The sequence below is a fragment of the Fodinicurvata halophila genome, assembly GCF_042651425.1.
In the GTDB taxonomy this organism is placed as follows: domain Bacteria; phylum Pseudomonadota; class Alphaproteobacteria; order Kiloniellales; family DSM-21159; genus Fodinicurvata; species Fodinicurvata halophila.
Map to the genome: position 1 here is coordinate 1 of NZ_JBHSCW010000005.1, position 18253 is coordinate 18253.

The window sequence follows — 18253 nt, forward strand, 5'->3', positions numbered from 1 at the left end:
ACCCTCTCCGCAAACCCCAAACACACGCAAACCAACAAACACCCACAACCGCGGGGTGGAGCAGCCCGGTAGCTCGTCAGGCTCATAACCTGAAGGTCGCAGGTTCAAATCCTGCCCCCGCAACCAAATAACGCACCGATATCAAAGCATAAAAAGCCCCGTCGGCCCACAAAGCCGCGGGGCTTTCTTGCGTTCGGGGAATACGTCACGGAGAGCGTCCGGATCGCTTTACACCCGCCTCCTGCCGCTCCTGCGCCCAGTGCTCCATGGCCCGGAGGACAGGCTCGAGCGAATTCGCCTTACATTCACTCCACGTTAAGGTTGTGGGACTACGATAAGGCACGCGCGATAACTGCCATGAGTGCTGGAAAATGGACGCTAATAAACTTGACGAGGCTCGGCGCGGTCGCTTGGCGTTATCCAGGCTAAGGGCAAGGACCAATTTCAGATTGGCGAACTCTAAGAATGGACCACGAAGAAGCCTCACAGGCATCGTCCAAAACACGAAATCAGTCTAAGCCCATACCATTCCAACTATTTTAGCGGTGTCTGTTGATATGAGTATCCGATACAAGAGTGCTTCACCAAAGGATCTGAAGGCTGAATGGCGGAGAGTCAGCAAGGCAACCGGTAGCGTGGCCGGCTATAAGAAGACTAAAGAACTTGATCACCTCGTTGGCTCGCTCATTGATGAGGAAAGTGTCGTCGCACTATCCGACGGGGAGGTTGGAAACAAGGGCTGCTTGGTTGTCGTCACATCAGATCGCCTACTTCTGATCCGCGTTGGCGTATTGTCTGGAGTTGACGAAACTGAAATTGGCCTGAGTGATATACTTGGCGTAGATATAAAATCCGGACTTGTTCTTGCAAGCATCACGGTTAAGACGCACAGCGAAAATCTGCAAATCCGAAACCTGCCTAAACCGGCGGCTCGCTTCATCGCTCAGAAGGTTCGTGAAGGGAAACGTCTTGAGGGAAAATCTTCGGAATCTGTTGCCTCTGTTTCCGACAATGGGATCGCGGATAGAAATCCTGCGAAGGCCCCTCAAGAAGGGGGATGGGTTAGCGGCCTAGTTGGGCTTGTATTAATAGGACTTCTCGTATGGGGCACTTGGAGTTGGGTTTCAGGTGATGACGAGGCCTCAGTCGCTGGTTCGGTGGCTGAACAGCAGTCAGATCAACGAACGAGCTCGGAAGAGCAAGGGCACCAAGATGCACCACGAGAACGTGATTCAAAGCAAAAAGTTGGGACTTCAAAAAAGGCTAATCGCAGCCAAGACCCAGAGGGGGAGGGACCATTTACCGTCGTGTTTGAAAATTACTTAGAAGATGGTTCGGGAGGTGGGAATCTACGAGTTAATAATAGTTCATCTACAGAATATGGCGCATGCTCAATTGAGCTCGGCGACAGTAACCAGATCAATCGATGGTATTTGCCCAACAAAACTGTCATCGACGCAAGTGGTTATCGCTCTTATCCAACGTTTCTTTTCCAAGATCGAAAAGGAATTGCGCCTCCAACATTGAATTCTGTTAAGAACGGTAACATTAATTGCAAAAAACCTGAAATTTCACAGAATCTGAATTTTACTTCAAACGCTGCAAATCAAAAGAGTCAAAGCGAGAATGATGGGAATGGTACCCAACCCAAACCAAAGGAAGCGGAACAGAGAGATGTTGCTCAACACCTTGAACAGCTTGACCGCGAGATAGCGTCTTTGCCGAATGTTAGCGCCACGAAATACACGGGTTCAGTCGATGAAATAAACGTTGTACTGAGCCTCATTGGGGCATGGAATCTTCTTTACGAGCAGGGTGCGGAGCTTGATTTGGATCCGGAAGGGCAGCAGAAGCGTCAGCGCTTCAAAGCGCTCCTGATCAGGAAGCAAGTCGAAATGTTTCCAGCCTTGCGCGATGCTTACGGCCCGGCCATGCGGCGACAACTTTGGGAAGCAGATGGAAGCGCGCGCACTATAGGCTCAGGATATAGAACCGTTGAGTTTGTGTCGCAGGGCTTTGCTCAAAACGCCAACATTAAACAAATCCATACTGAACTTCATGAAAACCTGCTAATGTTGCGTTTTACCAGAGCCCAATACAAATGGTTCAAACAGGCATCCGAATATAGCTACTATACGCTGGAACCACCCAAAGATTCAGATCTTGTAAAGTGGGAAGCAGGGGGGCGGTTTCGGCTGCTTGACTAGAGCCTTTCGGATTAAAACGACTTGAGTGCATACCTCGTCGGCAGGTAGTATTTCATCATTGCCGGCACCCTCTAGGGCCTGTGCCGCTATCTCGACATGAAGCCCTCTACTCACAGTGCGAGGAGTAGATAGCCTAACCAGACAGTCCACCAGCCCAAAAGAGCGACAAATTCTGGACACTACCCGTCAACCCAACAGGTTGGCGGTTTTTTGCGTTTAGAGTGTTTGTTTTGACTAACATAAAGCACATAATTGGCCTGCTTGATTTAGTGAAATTGGATCGGTTCAGCATACCAAATCTATGGCATGACTCGGTCTCATTACTTTTGAGGGAATACCCCTCGTCACAATCAAGGACGGTGTCTTGGCGGATCTGAGCAAGCTGCAGCCCGGCTATGAACGTTGGCTGAGTGCTGACAATTTTTCTGCGACAGGAGGTCAGTTGAGCCGGCTGACGTTCGAGCGGTGAGTGCCGGTCTCGAGTCCCGCTCGGATGCGGCCGAGCCGCTTGGCGCCCGCGCCATACTGCTGTTGGTCGCGCTCGTGTGGGGCGTGAACTTCGTGGCGACGAGCTTCGCGCTGCAGGGATTTTCGCCCTGGACCTTTCGCACGATGTCTTTCGTTGCCGGCGGGATCCTGCTTCTGCCCCTGGCGCGCGCACTCGGCGCCGACCTGCGTGTCCCCTCTGCACGCGACAAGCTGCATCTGATTGTCTCCGGCATGTTTGCCTGCGGCGGGTTCGGCGCCTTGTCGGCGATCGCAATCCTGCTGACCTCGACCGGCCGGGTCGCGATCTGCATCTATACCATGCCCATATGGGTCGTGCTGCTGGCCCGCGTCATGCTCAAGGAGGCGCTGACACCGGCGCGCATGTTGGCATTGACGCTCTGTTGCCTGGGGCTGCTCATCCTCCTGTGGCCGCTGCTGCAGGCCGGGGTGTCCCTGGGCGCGCTGGCCGCGATCGGTGGGGCCGTAAGCTGGGCGATCGGCATCGTTTACCTGAAATGGGCGCGCATCGCGGCGCATCCCCTGACGGTCGCCGTCTATCAGATCTTCGCCGGCGCCCTGGTGTCCGCGCTGGGCATGCTCGTGGCCGGAGAGGGCCCGGAGTTCCCTGTCGGCTTTCAGCCCTGGTTGGGCCTGCTCTATGGTATCGTGGCCGGAACCGCGCTGGGGTATCTGTTGTGGTTCCGGGTCCTGGAGCGCCTGCCGGCCGGGACGGCCGGGCTTGGCGTGCTGCTGGTGCCGGTCTTCGGCGTGATCGCCTCGGCGATCCTGCTGGGGGAACGGCCCACGCCGGCGGACCTGGTGGGCTTCGTACTGATCCTGGCGGCCGCCCTGGTCGCCCTGCGCGCCCCGATCCGCACTGCATGAGTTCAGGGCCGCATGAGTTCAGGGAGAGACAGATGACAGACCAGACACGCAAGTTCGAGCAGTTCAGGACCCTGCATCAACGCAGATCCAGCTTCGTCATCCCCAATCCCTGGGATGCGGGATCGGCGCGGCTTCTGACCAGCCTGGGGTTCGAGGCGCTCGCGACCACAAGCGCGGGCTATGCCTTCTCAAAAGGCAAGCGGGATTCGCTGTCAGCTCTCGGCCGCGCCGAGATGCTGGACAACGCCGCCGGGATCGTTGCGGCCACTCACCTTCCGGTTTCGGCGGATCTGGGCGACGGCTTCGGCGCAGACCCGGAGACCTGTGCCGAGACGATCCGTAGCGCAGCCGACGTCGGCCTTGTCGGCGGGTCGATCGAGGATGCAACGGGCAATCCCGAAGCTCCGGTGTATGAATTTTCGCAGGCCGTTGTGCGCGTTCGCGCCGCGGCGGAGGCAGCTCGGGAGCGCCCCTTCGTCCTGACGGCGCGCGCCGAGAACCATCTCTATGGGCGCGACGACCTCGACGAGACGATCCGGCGCCTTCAGGCCTTCGAAGAGGCGGGGGCGGATGTCTTGTATGCGCCCGGCCTTCCCGACCTCGACGCGATCCGGAGCGTATGCGCCTCGGTTTCGAGGCCGGTCAATGTGGTGATGGGCCTCAAGGGACCGGTCTATTCGGTGGCGGAGCTGGAAGAGGCGGGGGTGCGCCGCATCAGCGTCGGCGGGTCGATGGCGCGGGCGGCCCTCGGCGCCCTGATGCGGGCCGCACGGGAGGTGAAGGAGAATGGCACCTTCACCTATGCGGCCGAAGCCCTGCCCGGTGGGGAGATCGCCGCGCTGATGACGGACAGTGCGTTGGACTCCCGGACATGACTCCAGTCGCAAATGGCTTACGCATAGGCCCCACCTATAGGCCCCACGTATGGGCAATGATTCCTATTCGGGGCCTTCGACCGTCACGCTGTGCAGGGTCCATTCGCCGCCGGCGTTGATTAGCGAGACGCCGTCGAAGCCGCCGGAGAAGGCCCGGTCCCTGGCCTGCAGCAGGACGTCACCGTTCGACGAGACCGTCATCAGGCCATTGTCCTGACGCTGCCAGTCCAGTGACAGCGTCTGGTCGTCGGACAGCGACAGGGATGTGCTGTCCAGCACCAGCTGATCGTCATCCGTTATGCGCAGCAGCGCCAGGGGTTCGGCATTGCCCTCGAGATAGACCAGACGATAGCCATTGCCGAGCTGTCTGCCGCGATAGGGGCCGATATTAAGCTGGCCGCCGGCGAAGTCGCGTCCGGAGAGTTCCGTCGAGATCCGGAAGCTGTCGGGAATGGAGACGGTGGTGTGGGCGGCAGCCGCATCGCCCTGGGACGGCAGGCGGATGCCCAGTTCCCGTTCCAGAACCGATCCCAGCAATTCCATGCCGGTGCCCTGCACGCTCTCCTCGCGGGGCTGGACCTTGCGGCTGGTCAGTCCGCCGTTGCGCACCGAGAAGTCGCCCGTCGCGACGCGCCATTCGGGGTTCGCGGTGTAATTGCCGTCCGCGAAATCGTCGGACAGCAGGGTGGCGAACTCGACCCGGCCGTCATCCTCTTCATCCTCTTCAACCTCGTCCCAGTTGGCCTCGTCCTCGCCGTCGTCGGCTTCCTCCTCATCGGGGGCATCGCCCTCCAGACGTGCCAGCAGTTCGGCCGAGACGCGGCCGGTCGGGTCCATGTCCGCATCGGACTGGTAGGTCCGGATGGCGGTCCGGGTCTTCGGGCCCAGGACGCCATCAGCCGGACCGGCATCGTAACCGCGGTCATTCAGGGCCTGCTGGACGTCGGCGATGTCGCGGCTGGTCAGGTCGTCGCTGTCCTCGCGGTTATCGTCCGCCCGCAGGTCCTCGAGCAGCTCCTCTGTGGCGCGGCCCGTGACCAGGTACCCCCGATCGCGCTCATAGGCCCGGATCGCTTCGCGGGTCGCTGCGTCCATTTCGCCCGAAACGGCCGGGATGCGGTAATCGCGCTGGCGCAGTTCGGACTGGATCGCGGCGATCATCTCCGTATCGCCGTCGGTATCCGAGGCGCCGGTCTCCTCTTCGGGCTCCTCGACGCTGCCGAAGCGCTCCTCGACACTTTCCTCGACATGGTTCAGCAGGGATTGCGACGGCTGTCCCGTCACGAGCAGGCCTTCATCGTCCTGATAGGCCCGGATCGCAGAGCGCGTACGCGATCCCATCAGGCCGTCCTCTGGCCCGGCCTCGTAGCCGAGACGGTTGAGGTGGGTCTGGATCTCCCGGACATCGCGCGATTGCGCGATCTGCACGATGCCGGCGCGATCCGAAGCGGGCTGTGCGCCCAGGGACCCGCGCTCCATGGCAGTTCCGGCGAGGGCAGTCCCGGCGAGTGTTCCGGCGCGTTCGGATGCCGCGAAGGCCGCCCCTGGCAGTGCCGTGGAGGCCAGCAGAACGGCGGCGAGTGCTGTCGAATACCCTTTGGGGGTCATTGGCGAATTCCTCGTTATTATTGCAAATGTTCAGACATTACAGATGACCATGACCCGATCAGATTCAACAAGCAGGACTGACCACCTCGCAAGAAACGTGATGTGATATCTTTGTGATTATATCCGTTCTAGTTCATATGCCTTGAAATCTTGTCCGGCAGATTCCGGTTCTGTTCAGCCTCTCATGAATCAGAGACCGGTGCCCTTGGTGCATGTCGACAGAGCATTGGGTGCAGTCGGCTAAACGCTCCCGGAACCAGAGTTGCAAAGCCGTCAAGAAGGAGACTTGGCGGCTTTCTTGTGTTCTGCAGCGTCTCCTTGGGGTGTCGCCACATCCCGCTGTGAGTTTTCGGAAGGCTGTGGCGTAGCCGGTCGAGAATGATCCCGCCTTCTCCAGCAACTTGACGTCCCCTTCCCCTGCAAACGAACGGGGCTTTTGTGGCCCCGAGCCCATAGGTTGATCATCGACACCACGAACCGGGTGTTCCCTGATCAACAGCAAGGATATCAGCATGCCTCTACCGAAGCGATCGCGGCTCACCGTATCGATCGGGTTGGCGGCCGCCGGCTGTGATCAGGCCGACGTCGAGGCTTCACAGCTGCAGGCACGCCTGCTCTGTCCGGAAGATTGAAACACCTTCAATCCCTGTCGGCGGATGTTGGGGACCTCGTCCGGGCATTCTGCAAGGCCGAGAGGCCGGCCCGTTCGGGTGGAAGCGCCCTCCCATTTGCCCATGCGGCCCGCCATGTCTCTTCGGATGCCAGCGCAGCCATGGGGCTGCATCGGCCGATCGACAGATATGAGGACGAAGCGAATTTGCGAGAAACACGACCCGATCATCAAGTTCCGAAGGGGAAGATCTCATGAGCCGCGCACTCTCCCGGACCATAGGCAGTCTGCTGATTTGTCTTGGCCTGGCGATCGTACCTGCTGCCCAGGCCAAGAATTTGCCCGACCCGGATGCAAAAGCGACCCAGCCCCTACCTGAGCATGACCCGGACGCCATGCTCGACGGCAAGACCGCCCTTGAGTATGCCGAGGACGTCTCTCACGAGGGTGGAACCAAGCCGCGAGCGGCCCTTCAGGCTCTGGCCCGGATGGGCGTCGATGCCTTGCCCGCCCGCGAGCTAGTTCGGGCGTATGCCGACGAGGGCGGTCCATACACCAGGGGCTCGAAGGAGGACGATGACCTGAAGGTCAATTCCCTTTCGGTGCTGGCCGCAATGCGTGCGCCCGAGGCAGAGGACCTCCTGCGGCAGAAAATAATGGATCCGGACTACCTGACGCACGACCGGTCCTATGAAATCCTGCTAACGGCCAGCGGACAGATCGGCGTCGATCATGACACGCTGATACAGGACATGATTTCCCTGACCGAGACGGCGCCGGATCACGCAAGCCGGCTCATGGTGATGGACGCGCTGGAAGCTCCGGTGCAATCCGCCCTTCACGAGGCCGTTTTCAGGACGGACCACAATCAGGCGGCCACCCGTCATTTTCTCGCCAACCTGCCCGCGCTGCACTTTCTCAATGACGCGGCCAAGGTGGACTATCTGCTGGCTCACAGGGAGCTTGCGGTACGGCAGCGCCAGCAAACGCAGGAGGCGCTGGCCGGCATCGGCACCGATGCTGCCCTCGAGGCTGCCTTGCAGCTTGACGGCGATAGCGGTGTCGAGCGGCACCTGACGATCAGCAGGTTTGCAAACGGACCGATGAGCCTGGACAAGATATTGGACAACCTTCTGGCCGAGGCCCGCGCCAGGTCTTCCAGGCAGGACGTCGGGCGGGTGATATCATCCCTTGAATCCATGGTCCGCGACCGGACCGACGATGCAGGCTCGCAGGCCGAGCGTGCGGAAGACCTGCGGCTTTTTGTCGATGCGATGGGCTCGCTGATCGCCGACGGGCCCAGTGACGTGCATAGGGTCACCGGCATTCAGCGGCAGGTGCTGTTTCTGCAGCGCCACGAAGACGCACCGCTGGCCCCTGCACTGGATCCGGTTTTCGATCTGTTCGAGCTGGCCGGCAGCCCGGCTGTCCAAACCGCTGCGGCGCGCGCGCTCCTGCAGAGCCCGGCACGGATCGCCGCGGGCGACCCGGAGTACTTCGTTGACCGATCCTTGGCGCTGCTCTGGACGGCGACCACACCCGAGCTGGCAGAGTTGCCGGTCGGGTTGCTCAGCGCCTTGATGCGCTCGCCGGATCATGTCGAGCTCGTCGTCAACAGGATTGCCGAGCAGGTCGACGACCATCAGGACGGTTGGAGCGTGAACCCGGCCACCGCCGTCGTCACCGTCGCTGGCACGATAGGAGGGCTGGACTTCAGCTCGGTCCGCGAAAAGGCAGGCGGCGTCATGGGCAAGGCCCTGGCCAGCCGGGCGCTCGATATGGACTATCTGGGCCCGCATCTTGCCCGCGGGGGCGGGGCGCTGGCCGTCCTGGAGAGCAACAGCGTCGAGGGCGTGATCGCCGTCTTCACACCCAACGTCTTTGCCGAGGAAAAGCCCGCACAGTATGGCTTCTCGATGGAGTCGTTCATGCAGCCGATGCTGGGGCGGCCAGCCTGGCTGCAACGTGATCCGGACTCGCTCGAGACCTGGATCGCCTTTCTCGAAGAGGTCGAGGCCCTGGACGATCCGGATTTCAGCCCGACCGCCCGCCAGGCCCTGCAAGCGTGGCAATGACAGTGCAGGCAGTCCTCATCCACACGGAACGCAGCGAGGCTGACACATCATGATCACCCGTATCTCGAGGTTCGCAGCGCGGTGGGGTCTGGCAGCTCTGTTTGTCACTACCGGCGTGCCCATGGGGCAGGCACAGCTTGACGGACATGGCCCCGACGCTTGGCAAGTCACCGGCGTCGCAGTGAACGACGAGTTGAACATGCGCATGGGGCCGGGCACGGACTATCCGGTGATCCGGGCCTTTCCTCATGACGCCGCCGGCCTCCAGCAGGTGACCTGTGTGCCATTCATTACCTTCGAGCAAAGCGTCGCCATGTCGGACGCCGAGCGCAAAAACCTGCCGCCGCGCTGGTGTCTGATGTCGGATGCCGATCGGGCCACCCACGGCTGGGTTGCCGGCAGATTCCTGATGGAAGACCAAACCCCGCAGGTCGAAGCAACCCAGACCTCGGACGACCCTGTGGCCAGTGCGGTCGCTCTGGTCGAAAAGCTCTACGCTCGTCACGATCAGTACATGCGAGGGCAATCCTCCAGCCCATTCGAGAGCCCGGTCGCTCACGAGTTCTTCTTTGCAGGGGACATTCCCCAAATCGCCGCCTCGGTGCGGGATGCCGGTGCCGATCCGCTCTACAATGCGCAGGACACCGACATCAGCGGCCTGGCGATCATGCCCGATCCTGACACGCCGGTGCTGCGTGGCATGATTACGGTGCAGGCCGCGTACAGCAACTTTGGCCAGCCGCAAACGGTGGAGTTCAATCTGCGACCCGATACCGCCCGTGACGGGGCACCGATACGGATCATGCGAGTTCAGCACGACGACTGGATGCTCCCCTGAAGCCAGATCCGAGGCGGCAACGCAACTCAGTGCGCCCGATCCAATTGATCAGGCGCACCTCAAAAAAGGAAAACCTCTTCATGAATGCCATTCGCGTCGCATCGACAATCGGGGCCACGATTCTGTTTTCGGGTTTGCTAGCCGCCATTCCATCCGGACCTGGGGCTGTTGCCCAGGACTCCCGGACAATGACGGTGCTTGGCTCGATAGACGGTACGGTCGGGAGCATCGAGCGGAGCTGGGTGACGATCTCGGGAGAGGTCGAGGGCAAGGAGATGTCCTCCGCGGCCTGGCGTCCCTACTCGCCGGCGAACGTCATGGAAGGTGCTCTCGAGGGGATGAGTGAGCAACAGCGTGCGCAGATGGAAAAGCGCATGGAGATGATGAAAGAGATGCTGGGCGACGACGCCGACAGCAATCCGATGGCGCAGATGTTCGGGGGCGAGGGCGAAGACAAGATCGCCTTGCGTATCATGGGCGTTTATCCGGAGGCGGATAAGATCCTGCGCCAAGGCGGCCTTACGATCGAGCTGGACCCGTTCTCTGCCGAGGATGTTGACCAGATCCTGGCCGGGCCCAACAGCGCCGAGATTTCCTATCACAAGAATTTTGGAGAGCCGACCGGGTTCTACGCGTCCTCGCACGATGTCGGAACCGATGCTGTCGTCGAGTTCGACCGGCTGGAGATCGAGGACGGCGGCGGGGCGGCCGAAGGTGCCTTCGAGGCCAGCTTGTGTCCGATTACGGCCCTGATGCAGGGCGACATCGATCCTGACGTCTGTATCCTGGTCGCGGGCCGTTTCGAGACCGAACTTGGCGAGGAGGCGGCGGACAATCCCGGTTCAGGATCTGGCGGGTGACGCGGGGTGTGACGAGGGTGCGCCCCTTTGTAGCCGGTGTTCTGGCCACATTGGTGCTGGCGTTCGGCGGTATGGCGCAGGCACAGCAGACACTTGAGATCCCCGAAGAGGAATTCGAGGCCGTCGAGGACTACAAGCCGATTCCGGTGCCCGATCCGTCGGGTGGGCCGGTCAACCAGATGTTCGAGGCGATGGAACTGGATCTGACCGGGACACTGCCCGAAGCCGTTCTCGACTCGATGCTGGGCGAGTCGCCCTACGCCTTCGTTGACGTGGTCTGGGGCATGGAGGTGAGCGGGGACTGGACCGACAGCATGACGGGCACAGGGACCCTGCAGGTCACCGACTTCACTGAAGGCCGGGGTGCATCGCCCGCGATCGATCGGGAGAAGTTTACCGGGGCAAAGGGCTTCCACATGTACAACGCCCGGCTGGAAACGGACGGCGAGCATGTCTTCACGCTGAGCGCCGTCTTCCCGGCCGACAGCGGCGGACAGGCGCTCGGCACCGAGGTCGAGGAGGTGAAGGGTCTATTCGAAGCGACCTGGCTGTGCCACATGTTCGAGCCCGGGCGCACCGGCTGTGTCGATTATCCCGATGAGTACTACGAGACGGAACTGCCCCGTCTGAGAAAGCTGTATGTTCACCAACAGGGGGCTGACAGGTACAGGATCGAGTTTGACGCGCGTGTGGAGGAATCCCGCAGCCATCGGGACAAGGGGTATCGTTTGACGGAGCTGACGGGCCGCGTCGGTGAGGTGCGGGGCTGGGTCTGCGATCGCGAGTCCTGGGAGAACGATCCGCAGGCATGCGAAGCGCCGGAACCGCTCAAGCTCGTGGAAAACAGCCCCGGGCATGAACGCGAGAATGTCCACCTCGGATCGCCGCGGATCGAAATGGAATTCAACGACCCCGTGGATCCCTTCAGCCTGAAGGAGAATTTCCGTCTGGCGACGCGCGATGCCAAGGGTGACCTGCTCGAGGTGCACGGCCAGATCAACCAGGCCAACGAAAGACTGTACCGGTTCATACCGGATGCCGATCTCGAATCCGGGGTCATCTACGAAGCACGCATCCAGGGCGGTGAAGAGGGGGTGGAAAGCACCACCGGCACGACCCTGCAGGAGGACGCGCATTGGTGGCGGTTCTCGACGCTGGTCGACCTCGAAAACCATGGCGGGCCGGTCGAAGACCCCGTCCGGGTCCATGCCTTTCAGACCATTCGCGACGCCCCTCTGGTGATGGGCAAGCCGGCCGTGCAGCGCATCTATGTGGATTGGCAGCCGCATGACCACATAGACGCCGGCTGGCAGCCCGAAAGCTATCCGGCGGAACTGGATATCAATGTCCTGGATCAGGGCCAGTGGCGCGTACAGCCGCAGCAGGGCGGTGCCATCGATGGCAATGTGGTGCGTGTCGTCCGCTCGGATACGCTCGAGCGGGACCTCGTGAAGGACGAAATCCGGCGCCAGGCACGCCACACCATCAATGTGTTTGGCTGGAAACCAGAGCGGCAGGGGGCAGCGACCGATCTTGAAGTCCGGCTCACCCCCCATGACCCCTGGCCTGCCTCGGTTGCGGCGCCGGAGGTCCTTGCCGAACGCCAGTTGGAGAACTGGCGCGTCGATCCGGACTCGCTGGTCTTTCGATATTCCTTTCTGGAAGTCGGATCATGGAAGGATGGCGTGCCTGAACTCGAGAGGCAGTGGGCAAATGGCATCGTGTCCTTGGCTGAAGAGTTCGCGGTTCAGCTGATGCCGATCAAGGAAGCCTATGGCATCGACACCACACGGACTCCCGATCGTGCCTATGTGAACACTGGTCGCGGCATCGTCCCTGGCGGAGTCGACGCCGTCGTTACGACGGCCGAAGCCTTGGGATGGATCGGCATTTCAAGCCTTGAGGAGTGGGCTCAGGAAAAAGGCCGTCCCACAGTGAGCCTGGACTCACTCAAGAACACGATCCGGAAGTTGCGCGGGGAACTGCAGGCCGTGGTGCAGCCGAACGATATTCTGGTCGTATTTTCCCCACCGGAGTTTTACGGAGCAGGGCAGTCAATTCACGGGACGTTCAGTCATGCAGCCCATCGCGGCATTGTCCTGCCCATCACGACGGCCCGCTCACACTCGGCCCTGGCGCAGGCACTCGTCCATGAGTTTGGACATTATTTTGGGCTGGCCCACCGCCCTGCCGATGCGTCTGAGGTCTTCTACGCGCCGTCGGTCTACAGCGATTACAGCATCGAGGGGTTCCGCGTGGCACGCGGCGGCATGTCAGGGCAGAACAAATCTGCCGTCGAGGGAAATGGGGAACATCCCACGACCCTGGCGCCGCTCATGTGGCCCTACGCGATCCCCCGTCGGGAGGCTTTCATCAGCGAAGGCAATTACAATGCTTTGATGCGCGTCCTCGAAGCCCGCTAAACGTGCCGTGTGGAATAGGTGTCGTGTTCAGCCATCAAGATGGCTGAAGGAGTCCGACCTATCTTATGAGACGAAAGGAGTCTCACATGGCCGAGCCACAGCTTTCCGTTCGCAGCGCCAAGGCACGCGATCTTGCCCACCGGCTGGCACAGAGGGAGAAGCATTCGATCGCCAACATCGTCGAGCCCGCTGGAAGCCTATGAGATTCGCGAGGCCGGGCGCGAGCCGGCTAAGGATTTCTATGCCAGGCTTTCGACCAAATACGGAACCGACATCGATATCGAGGCTATCATCCGCGAGAAACGGACCTTTCATACGGGGCCGGACCTTTGGTCTTCCTCGACACCAATATGGTGTTGGAGACCCGCGCAGAACGCCGGAGCCGGCGGTGGTTGCCTGGCTCGTTCAGCATGGTGCCGAGCTCGCCCTGCCAACCGTGACCATCGCGGAGATGGCTTTTGGCGTTGCAAAAATCCGACCCGATCAGCGTGCTGCGCGGCTCGAACAGGGGCTTGCCGAATGGCGGTATCGTTCTCCACTCCCATCTGTCCTGGGAGAGTGTGGGAGATAGGTATCCAGTTGCCGGACGTCATCAGAGCGGCATGTAGCAAAGATGAAGCAAGACGGGGATGGACGGAGGGCCTCCTGCAAGGGGGTTGTCAGTCACCCTGGTTTACGCAGTTCCTGAGCGCTTCCCCGGCCAGCAAGCGGCGGATGTTCTCGGCGACGTTGCGGGCGATTCCCTCATAGGAGATATCCGTGACCCCGGCGACATGGGGTGTGGCGAGCACGTCGCTGCGTCCCAATAACGGGGAGTCAATGGGCAGGGGCTCCTGCTCGAAGACGTCCAGGGCGGCGCCGCGCAGGCGGCCGGTCTCCAGTTCTGCCAGTAGGGCGTCGTGATTCAGCAGCCCGCCCCTGCTGGCATTGATGATGCAGGCGCCCTCGGGCAGCCGGGCGAGAGCGTCGGCGTCGAGCAGGCGGTGCGTCTCAGCGCTGAGCGGCAGGCAGAGGAACAGGAAATCCGATTGCCGTAGCAGCGTGGGCAGTTCCCCGAGGCCACCCAGCCAGTCCAGGCCCAGGTCTTCTGCCAGTCTGCGGTCAGGAGTGCGCTTGATCGCGATCTGCCGCAGGCCGAAGGGGTGCAGACGCTGGGCCAGGGCCTGGCCAATGCCGCCCAGCCCCACGAGGCCGGCCGTCTTGCCCATCAGGGCCTGGCCGGACGGACCGCCCCAGGAGGCGCCGTCCTGGATGCTCTTCTGCAGAACCGGCAGCCGGCGGCTTAGGGCGATGGCAGCCATGACGCACCACTCCGCCACCGACTCCGCATTGCCGGAGCCGGCGGTGGGCACATTGGCCACAGCGATGCCGCGCTGGCGGGCCGCCTGCTGGTCCACGCCCTCCAGGCCCGCGCCCCACTGCTGGATCAGGCGCAGACCGGCGATCCGGTCCATCAGCGCTCCGTCGAAGCGCGCCATGGCGGGAATGATGACGTCGGCCGACGTGGCCCCCTCCGCCAGCACGGCCGGATCCACGGCCTCCACCTCGGCCTCCACGCCGGCCCCGGGCAGGACCGTCCGGAAATAGTCCAAGGCCGAGCGGAAGCCGTTGCTGGCCACCACGATTCTGACAGGTTTCATAGAGACTTGCCCAATCCTTCTCCCAATCTACCTAAATGCGCTTGGTAGCATGAAGTATCGAGCGATCGGAGCCTTTTCTGTGTGTAATCTGTCATGTCCTGGCCGTCGCTGGTTGGGATCCTGCCAAGCCATGAATATGGGGGCAGTTCAGAAGAGACTGTCATAGGTTCCTGATTTGACCGCATGAAGCGGAAGGCTCACCTTTGCTTTTCCGGGCAATCGCCCGATTGCGCCGCCGTCCCCTGCGCCTGGTCTGACAAGGAGCCTCGAGATGTGGATTGAATGGTTTGCACCATCATCACTCCAGCCGATCCTCTGGATCGTTCTGGGGACGCTGGGGATGTACCTGACGATCCTCGGCTTTGCCAGGTGGTCCGGCGTGCGCAGTTTTGCGGAGATGTCCACCTTCGACATCGCGGTCACGATTGCCCTGGGCTCCCTCGTGGCAACCACCATCGTCGCCAAGACTCCGCCACTGCTCCAGGGCATGACGGCCGTGGCCACCCTGTTCGCCATCCAGCTGGTCGTTTCGCGCCTGCGCAGCCGCTTTGCCGTCTTCAAGACCTCGACCGACAATGCGCCGATCCTGCTGATGGGGCCCGGTGGTACACTCAAGCCCTCGAACATGCGCATTGCGCGGGTGACCGAGGACGACCTGCGCACCCACCTTCGCAAGGCGAACGTCGTGGATCCAAGCTTGGTCCAGGCCGTCGTGATGGAAGGGACGGGAACGATCAACGTCCTGCACAGCCACGCGGGCGACATGCCGGAGGATGGATGGATCCTCCAGGGAGTCCGCGATTACGACGGTGCCGGGGAAACCCCCAGGACCTGAGCACAGGGCAGGGCGCAGACGACGTAGGGTGAGACTCCCCTCCGTTCAAATAGGGACGCCCGGGAGATCGCGATGCTAGTCTCGCCGCTTTCAAGGTTTCGGGACATCCTGGGGGCACGATCATGAGCGGAATGGCGAACGCACGGCGCGTGTTTCAAATGGTGCTGGCACTGGGCGGCGTCCTCTTTCTCTCCTGCGGACAGGAGGTGCAGGCGGAGGCCGACGGGCCGGATGCCTGGCGTGTGGTGGATGTGGCGTCCGAGGACGTTCTGAACGTGCGCATGGGGCCGGGCACGGACTATGCCGTGATCGGCGAGTTCGCCCATGATGCCCGGGGACTGCAGCAGGTGACCTGCGTTCCCCTGGTGCCGCGCGAGATCTTCTTCGAGATGAGCGAGGCCGAGCGCGCCGCCCTGCCGCCGCGCTGGTGCCTGATGGAAAGCGCGGACAACAGCACGCGCGGCTGGGTGGCCCAGCGCTATCTGGGCGAGGACTTTGCGGTGACGGGTGAAGACGCGGCTGAGCAGGCGCCCGATCCGGCGCAGGAGGCCGAACGCCTGGTCCAACGGCTCTACCGCGATCACCTGCAGTCCATGACGGGCAACATGACCAGCCCGCTCGCCCTCGAGCGTGCCGGCGACTTCTTCACTGCACCGCTCGCGGAGCGCATGGCCAGCGAAGGCCTGCAGGCCGATCCGCTGCTCGATGCCCAGGACAGCGACATCACGAACCTCGACATCGCGCTCGACGAGGAGCGCCCCATGTTCCGCGGCCTGATCACCGTCAACGCCGACTTCCGCAACTTCGGCCAATCACGCCGGGCCGTCGTGCGCCTGCGCTATGAGAAGGGGGAGCCTCGCGTCATCCGCATCGAGCACGAGGCGTGGACGTTCGAATAAGGCTCAGGGAATGATCTGGGGATGAGCCGTCAGCTTGCAGCATGATAATGGCTGCCCCGGCTTAGCTCCAAGCAAACGGCTTATCACCAATGGGTGCATTCATTGTCATTTGACAGCCATTGAATAGGTTGATATCAACCTTATGAATTGAAGCAGGGAGAGTGCTCGCATGTGGGGGCGTAAAGTGTTTGCTGCACTTGCCGTGGTCCTGGCGCTGTCCTTCGGGGCGGGGCCGGTGTTGGCCGAAGGGCCGGAGCCCGAGCGCTCCGGCCACCAAAGCGTCAACGGCATCGACTACTATTACGAGATCCACGGCGAGGGCGAACCCTTGCTGTTGCTGCACGGTGGGCTGGGGACCTTCGAGATGTTCACGCCAGTCCTGCCGGTTCTGACCGAGACCCGGCAGGTGATCGGGGTCGATCTCTACGGCCACGGACGCACGCAGCTGGTGGGCGGCCGGCCCCTGGACCTTGCCGGGATGGGCCGTGACATGGCCGCGCTGGCGGAGGAGTTGGGCTATGAGCAGGTCGACGTCATGGGCTATTCCCTGGGCGGCGGCGTGGCCGGGCAGATGGCGGTGCAGCACCCCGAGCGTGTGCGGCGCCTTGTGCTGCTGTCCGCGCCCTTCGAGCGCGCCGGCTTCCACGACGGCATCCAGGCACAGATGGAGCAGATCGGCGCCCAGCAGGCCGAGGCCATGAAGGACACCCCCATGTACCAGGCCTATGCCAACGTGGCGCCGGACGTGACGGCCTTCCCCGACCTGTTGGATGCGGTGGGCGAGCTGCTGAGCCAGCCGGACTCCTTCACGCTGGATGTCGAGGCGCTGGAGCCGCCGGTGATGCTGGTTTACGGCGACGGCGACATGATCCGCCTGGAGCACATGGTCGAATTCTACAAGCGCCTGGGCGGCGGCCAGCGCGATGCCGGCTGGGAGCGCGAGCACATGCCGGAGAACCGCCTGGCCATCCTGCCGAACATGACCCACTACGAGCTGTTCGGTGCGCCCGCCATGGTGCGCAGCGTGCTGCCGTTCCTGAACGGCGAGGCGCCAGCCCTGAGCTGGGCGCATACGAACGAAGCCGCAGAGTGATTGCGGCCAAGACGTGTCTCTTAACCACGGCACGGCCAGAAGGCACGGCCAACAGAAAGGAAAAGCTGATGAGCTATATCGACGGGTTTGTTCTGGCTGTGCCCACGGCCAATCGCGAGACCTTTCGCCAACACGCTGAAACGGCCGGTGCGGTGTTCAAGGAATACGGCGCGCTGAAGGTCATGGAGTGCTGGGGAGACGACGTTCCGGACGGCGAGGTCACCTCGTTCCCCATGGCCGTGAAGCGCAAGGAGGATGAGACGGTGGTCTTCGGCTGGATCGTCTGGCCCTCGCGCGCCGTGCGCGACGAATCGATGCCCAAGGTCATGGAAGATCCGCGCCTGCAGATGGATGCGAACCCCATGCCCTTCGACGGCAAGCGCATGATCTTCGGCGGTTTCTCGCCGATCGTCGAGCTGTGAGCCCTCCAATCAGGTAAGGAAACGCCATGCCTGAAGCCAATACGAAAACCTTTGCCAGGGAGAGCGCAGGCGCCACCCCGGGTGCCGTTTATCTCAACCTGCCAGTGGGTGACTTGGGGCGCAGCCGCCGCTTCTTCGAGGCGCTGGGCTATCGCTTCAACGAGCAGTTCAGCAACGACGAGGTGGCCTGCCTGATCCTCTCGGAGCAGATCCGCGCCATGTTGCACCTGCCGGCCAGCCTGAAGCGCTTCACCGAGAAGGACATCGCCGATGCGCGCACCTCCACCGAGGTGCTGCTGGCCCTGCAGCTGGACAGCCGGGCGGCGGTGGATGCCCTGATGGACAAGGCGCTGGCGGCCGGCGCACCGGAGCCCCGCGCCCCCGAGGAACACGGCTTCATGTACGGCCGCACCTTCGAGGACCCGGACGGCCACATCTGGGAAGCCTTCTGGATGGACCCGGCAGAGATGCCGCGCTGAACCACGACAGGACAA

14 protein-coding genes and 1 tRNA gene are annotated in these 18253 nt (G+C 62.0%); 13 read left to right on the forward strand and 2 right to left on the reverse strand.

The window, feature by feature from the left end; translation table 11 throughout:
• Nucleotides 1–49 precede the first annotated feature (49 nt).
• The 4 genes from ACFOW6_RS10690 (at nucleotide 50) to ACFOW6_RS10705 (ending at nucleotide 4456) form a co-directional block, all read left to right on the forward strand.
• A tRNA-Met gene (locus ACFOW6_RS10690) sits at nucleotides 50–126 on the forward strand.
• Between the two features lie 431 nt (nucleotides 127–557).
• Nucleotides 558–2207, forward strand: a complete 1650-nt coding sequence (locus tag ACFOW6_RS10695; RefSeq protein WP_382422360.1) for a PH domain-containing protein — start codon at nucleotides 558–560, stop codon at nucleotides 2205–2207.
• Between the two features lie 465 nt (nucleotides 2208–2672).
• Entirely contained in the window at nucleotides 2673–3581 is a 909-nt protein-coding gene (locus ACFOW6_RS10700; protein WP_382422361.1) for a DMT family transporter, read from the forward strand.
• A gap of 32 nt (nucleotides 3582–3613) precedes the next feature.
• Nucleotides 3614–4456: an isocitrate lyase/PEP mutase family protein gene (locus ACFOW6_RS10705; protein ID WP_382422362.1), complete on the forward strand. Its 843-nt coding sequence runs from the start codon at nucleotides 3614–3616 to the stop codon at nucleotides 4454–4456.
• Nucleotides 4457–4519: 63 nt separating this feature from the next.
• Here the strand turns inward: ACFOW6_RS10705 and ACFOW6_RS10710 are convergent, their stop codons facing one another.
• Nucleotides 4520–6064 carry a peptidoglycan-binding domain-containing protein gene (locus tag ACFOW6_RS10710; RefSeq protein ID WP_382422363.1) on the reverse strand — a complete coding sequence of 515 codons (1545 nt, stop codon included), beginning with the start codon at nucleotides 6062–6064 and terminating at the stop codon, nucleotides 4520–4522.
• Between the two features lie 864 nt (nucleotides 6065–6928).
• Between ACFOW6_RS10710 and ACFOW6_RS10715 the strand changes: the two genes are divergently transcribed.
• The 4 genes from ACFOW6_RS10715 to ACFOW6_RS10730 all read left to right on the forward strand — a co-directional run bounded on the left by ACFOW6_RS10715 (nucleotide 6929) and on the right by ACFOW6_RS10730 (nucleotide 12870).
• Nucleotides 6929–8749, forward strand: a complete 1821-nt coding sequence (locus ACFOW6_RS10715; RefSeq protein ID WP_382422364.1) for a hypothetical protein — start codon at nucleotides 6929–6931, stop codon at nucleotides 8747–8749.
• 49 nt (nucleotides 8750–8798) lie between these two features.
• A complete protein-coding gene (locus ACFOW6_RS10720; protein ID WP_382422365.1) occupies nucleotides 8799–9587 on the forward strand; it encodes a hypothetical protein in 789 nt (262 codons plus the stop codon).
• A gap of 188 nt (nucleotides 9588–9775) precedes the next feature.
• Entirely contained in the window at nucleotides 9776–10447 is a 672-nt protein-coding gene (locus ACFOW6_RS10725) for a hypothetical protein (RefSeq protein WP_382422366.1), read from the forward strand.
• Nucleotides 10444–12870 carry an Ig-like domain-containing protein gene (locus ACFOW6_RS10730; protein ID WP_382422367.1) on the forward strand — a complete coding sequence of 809 codons (2427 nt, stop codon included), beginning with the start codon at nucleotides 10444–10446 and terminating at the stop codon, nucleotides 12868–12870. The genes ACFOW6_RS10725 and ACFOW6_RS10730 overlap by 4 nt, the downstream gene beginning before the upstream one ends.
• Nucleotides 12871–13529: 659 nt before the next feature.
• Here ACFOW6_RS10730 and ACFOW6_RS10735 read toward each other — a convergent pair.
• Nucleotides 13530–14510, reverse strand: coding sequence for a 2-hydroxyacid dehydrogenase (locus tag ACFOW6_RS10735; protein WP_382422368.1), 981 nt, complete (start codon nucleotides 14508–14510; stop codon nucleotides 13530–13532).
• Between the two features lie 271 nt (nucleotides 14511–14781).
• On the opposite strand from ACFOW6_RS10735, the gene ACFOW6_RS10740 reads away from it, so the two are divergent.
• The 5 genes from ACFOW6_RS10740 to ACFOW6_RS10760 all read left to right on the forward strand — a co-directional run bounded on the left by ACFOW6_RS10740 (nucleotide 14782) and on the right by ACFOW6_RS10760 (nucleotide 18238).
• Entirely contained in the window at nucleotides 14782–15345 is a 564-nt protein-coding gene (locus tag ACFOW6_RS10740) for a DUF421 domain-containing protein (RefSeq protein WP_382422369.1), read from the forward strand.
• Nucleotides 15346–15467: 122 nt separating this feature from the next.
• Nucleotides 15468–16244 (forward strand): hypothetical protein, encoded by a 777-nt coding sequence (locus ACFOW6_RS10745; RefSeq protein WP_382422370.1) that lies wholly within the window; start codon nucleotides 15468–15470, stop codon nucleotides 16242–16244.
• 169 nt (nucleotides 16245–16413) lie between these two features.
• Nucleotides 16414–17337: an alpha/beta fold hydrolase gene (locus ACFOW6_RS10750; protein ID WP_382422371.1), complete on the forward strand. Its 924-nt coding sequence runs from the start codon at nucleotides 16414–16416 to the stop codon at nucleotides 17335–17337.
• 68 nt (nucleotides 17338–17405) lie between these two features.
• The gene (locus ACFOW6_RS10755) at nucleotides 17406–17759 is read left to right on the forward strand and encodes a DUF1428 domain-containing protein (RefSeq protein ID WP_382422372.1); all 354 of its coding nucleotides are present in this window, start codon (nucleotides 17406–17408) and stop codon (nucleotides 17757–17759) included.
• 26 nt (nucleotides 17760–17785) lie between these two features.
• Entirely contained in the window at nucleotides 17786–18238 is a 453-nt protein-coding gene (locus ACFOW6_RS10760; protein WP_382422373.1) for a VOC family protein, read from the forward strand.
• Nucleotides 18239–18253: the final 15 nt, after the last annotated feature.

What these genes read in the sequence shown, in the direction of transcription:
- ACFOW6_RS10695 (WP_382422360.1), top strand. Translation starts at nt 558, where the DNA reads ATGAGTATCCGATACAAGAGTGCTTCACCAAAGGATCTGAAGGCTGAA.
- ACFOW6_RS10705 (WP_382422362.1), top strand. Translation starts at nt 3,614, where the DNA reads ATGACAGACCAGACACGCAAGTTCGAGCAGTTCAGGACCCTGCATCAA.
- ACFOW6_RS10710 (WP_382422363.1), bottom strand. Translation starts at nt 6,064, where the DNA reads ATGACCCCCAAAGGGTATTCGACAGCACTCGCCGCCGTTCTGCTGGCC.
- ACFOW6_RS10715 (WP_382422364.1), top strand. Translation starts at nt 6,929, where the DNA reads ATGAGCCGCGCACTCTCCCGGACCATAGGCAGTCTGCTGATTTGTCTT.
- ACFOW6_RS10720 (WP_382422365.1), top strand. Translation starts at nt 8,799, where the DNA reads ATGATCACCCGTATCTCGAGGTTCGCAGCGCGGTGGGGTCTGGCAGCT.
- ACFOW6_RS10725 (WP_382422366.1), top strand. Translation starts at nt 9,776, where the DNA reads ATGACGGTGCTTGGCTCGATAGACGGTACGGTCGGGAGCATCGAGCGG.
- ACFOW6_RS10735 (WP_382422368.1), bottom strand. Translation starts at nt 14,510, where the DNA reads ATGAAACCTGTCAGAATCGTGGTGGCCAGCAACGGCTTCCGCTCGGCC.
- ACFOW6_RS10740 (WP_382422369.1), top strand. Translation starts at nt 14,782, where the DNA reads ATGTGGATTGAATGGTTTGCACCATCATCACTCCAGCCGATCCTCTGG.
- ACFOW6_RS10745 (WP_382422370.1), top strand. Translation starts at nt 15,468, where the DNA reads ATGAGCGGAATGGCGAACGCACGGCGCGTGTTTCAAATGGTGCTGGCA.
- ACFOW6_RS10750 (WP_382422371.1), top strand. Translation starts at nt 16,414, where the DNA reads ATGTGGGGGCGTAAAGTGTTTGCTGCACTTGCCGTGGTCCTGGCGCTG.
- ACFOW6_RS10755 (WP_382422372.1), top strand. Translation starts at nt 17,406, where the DNA reads ATGAGCTATATCGACGGGTTTGTTCTGGCTGTGCCCACGGCCAATCGC.
- ACFOW6_RS10760 (WP_382422373.1), top strand. Translation starts at nt 17,786, where the DNA reads ATGCCTGAAGCCAATACGAAAACCTTTGCCAGGGAGAGCGCAGGCGCC.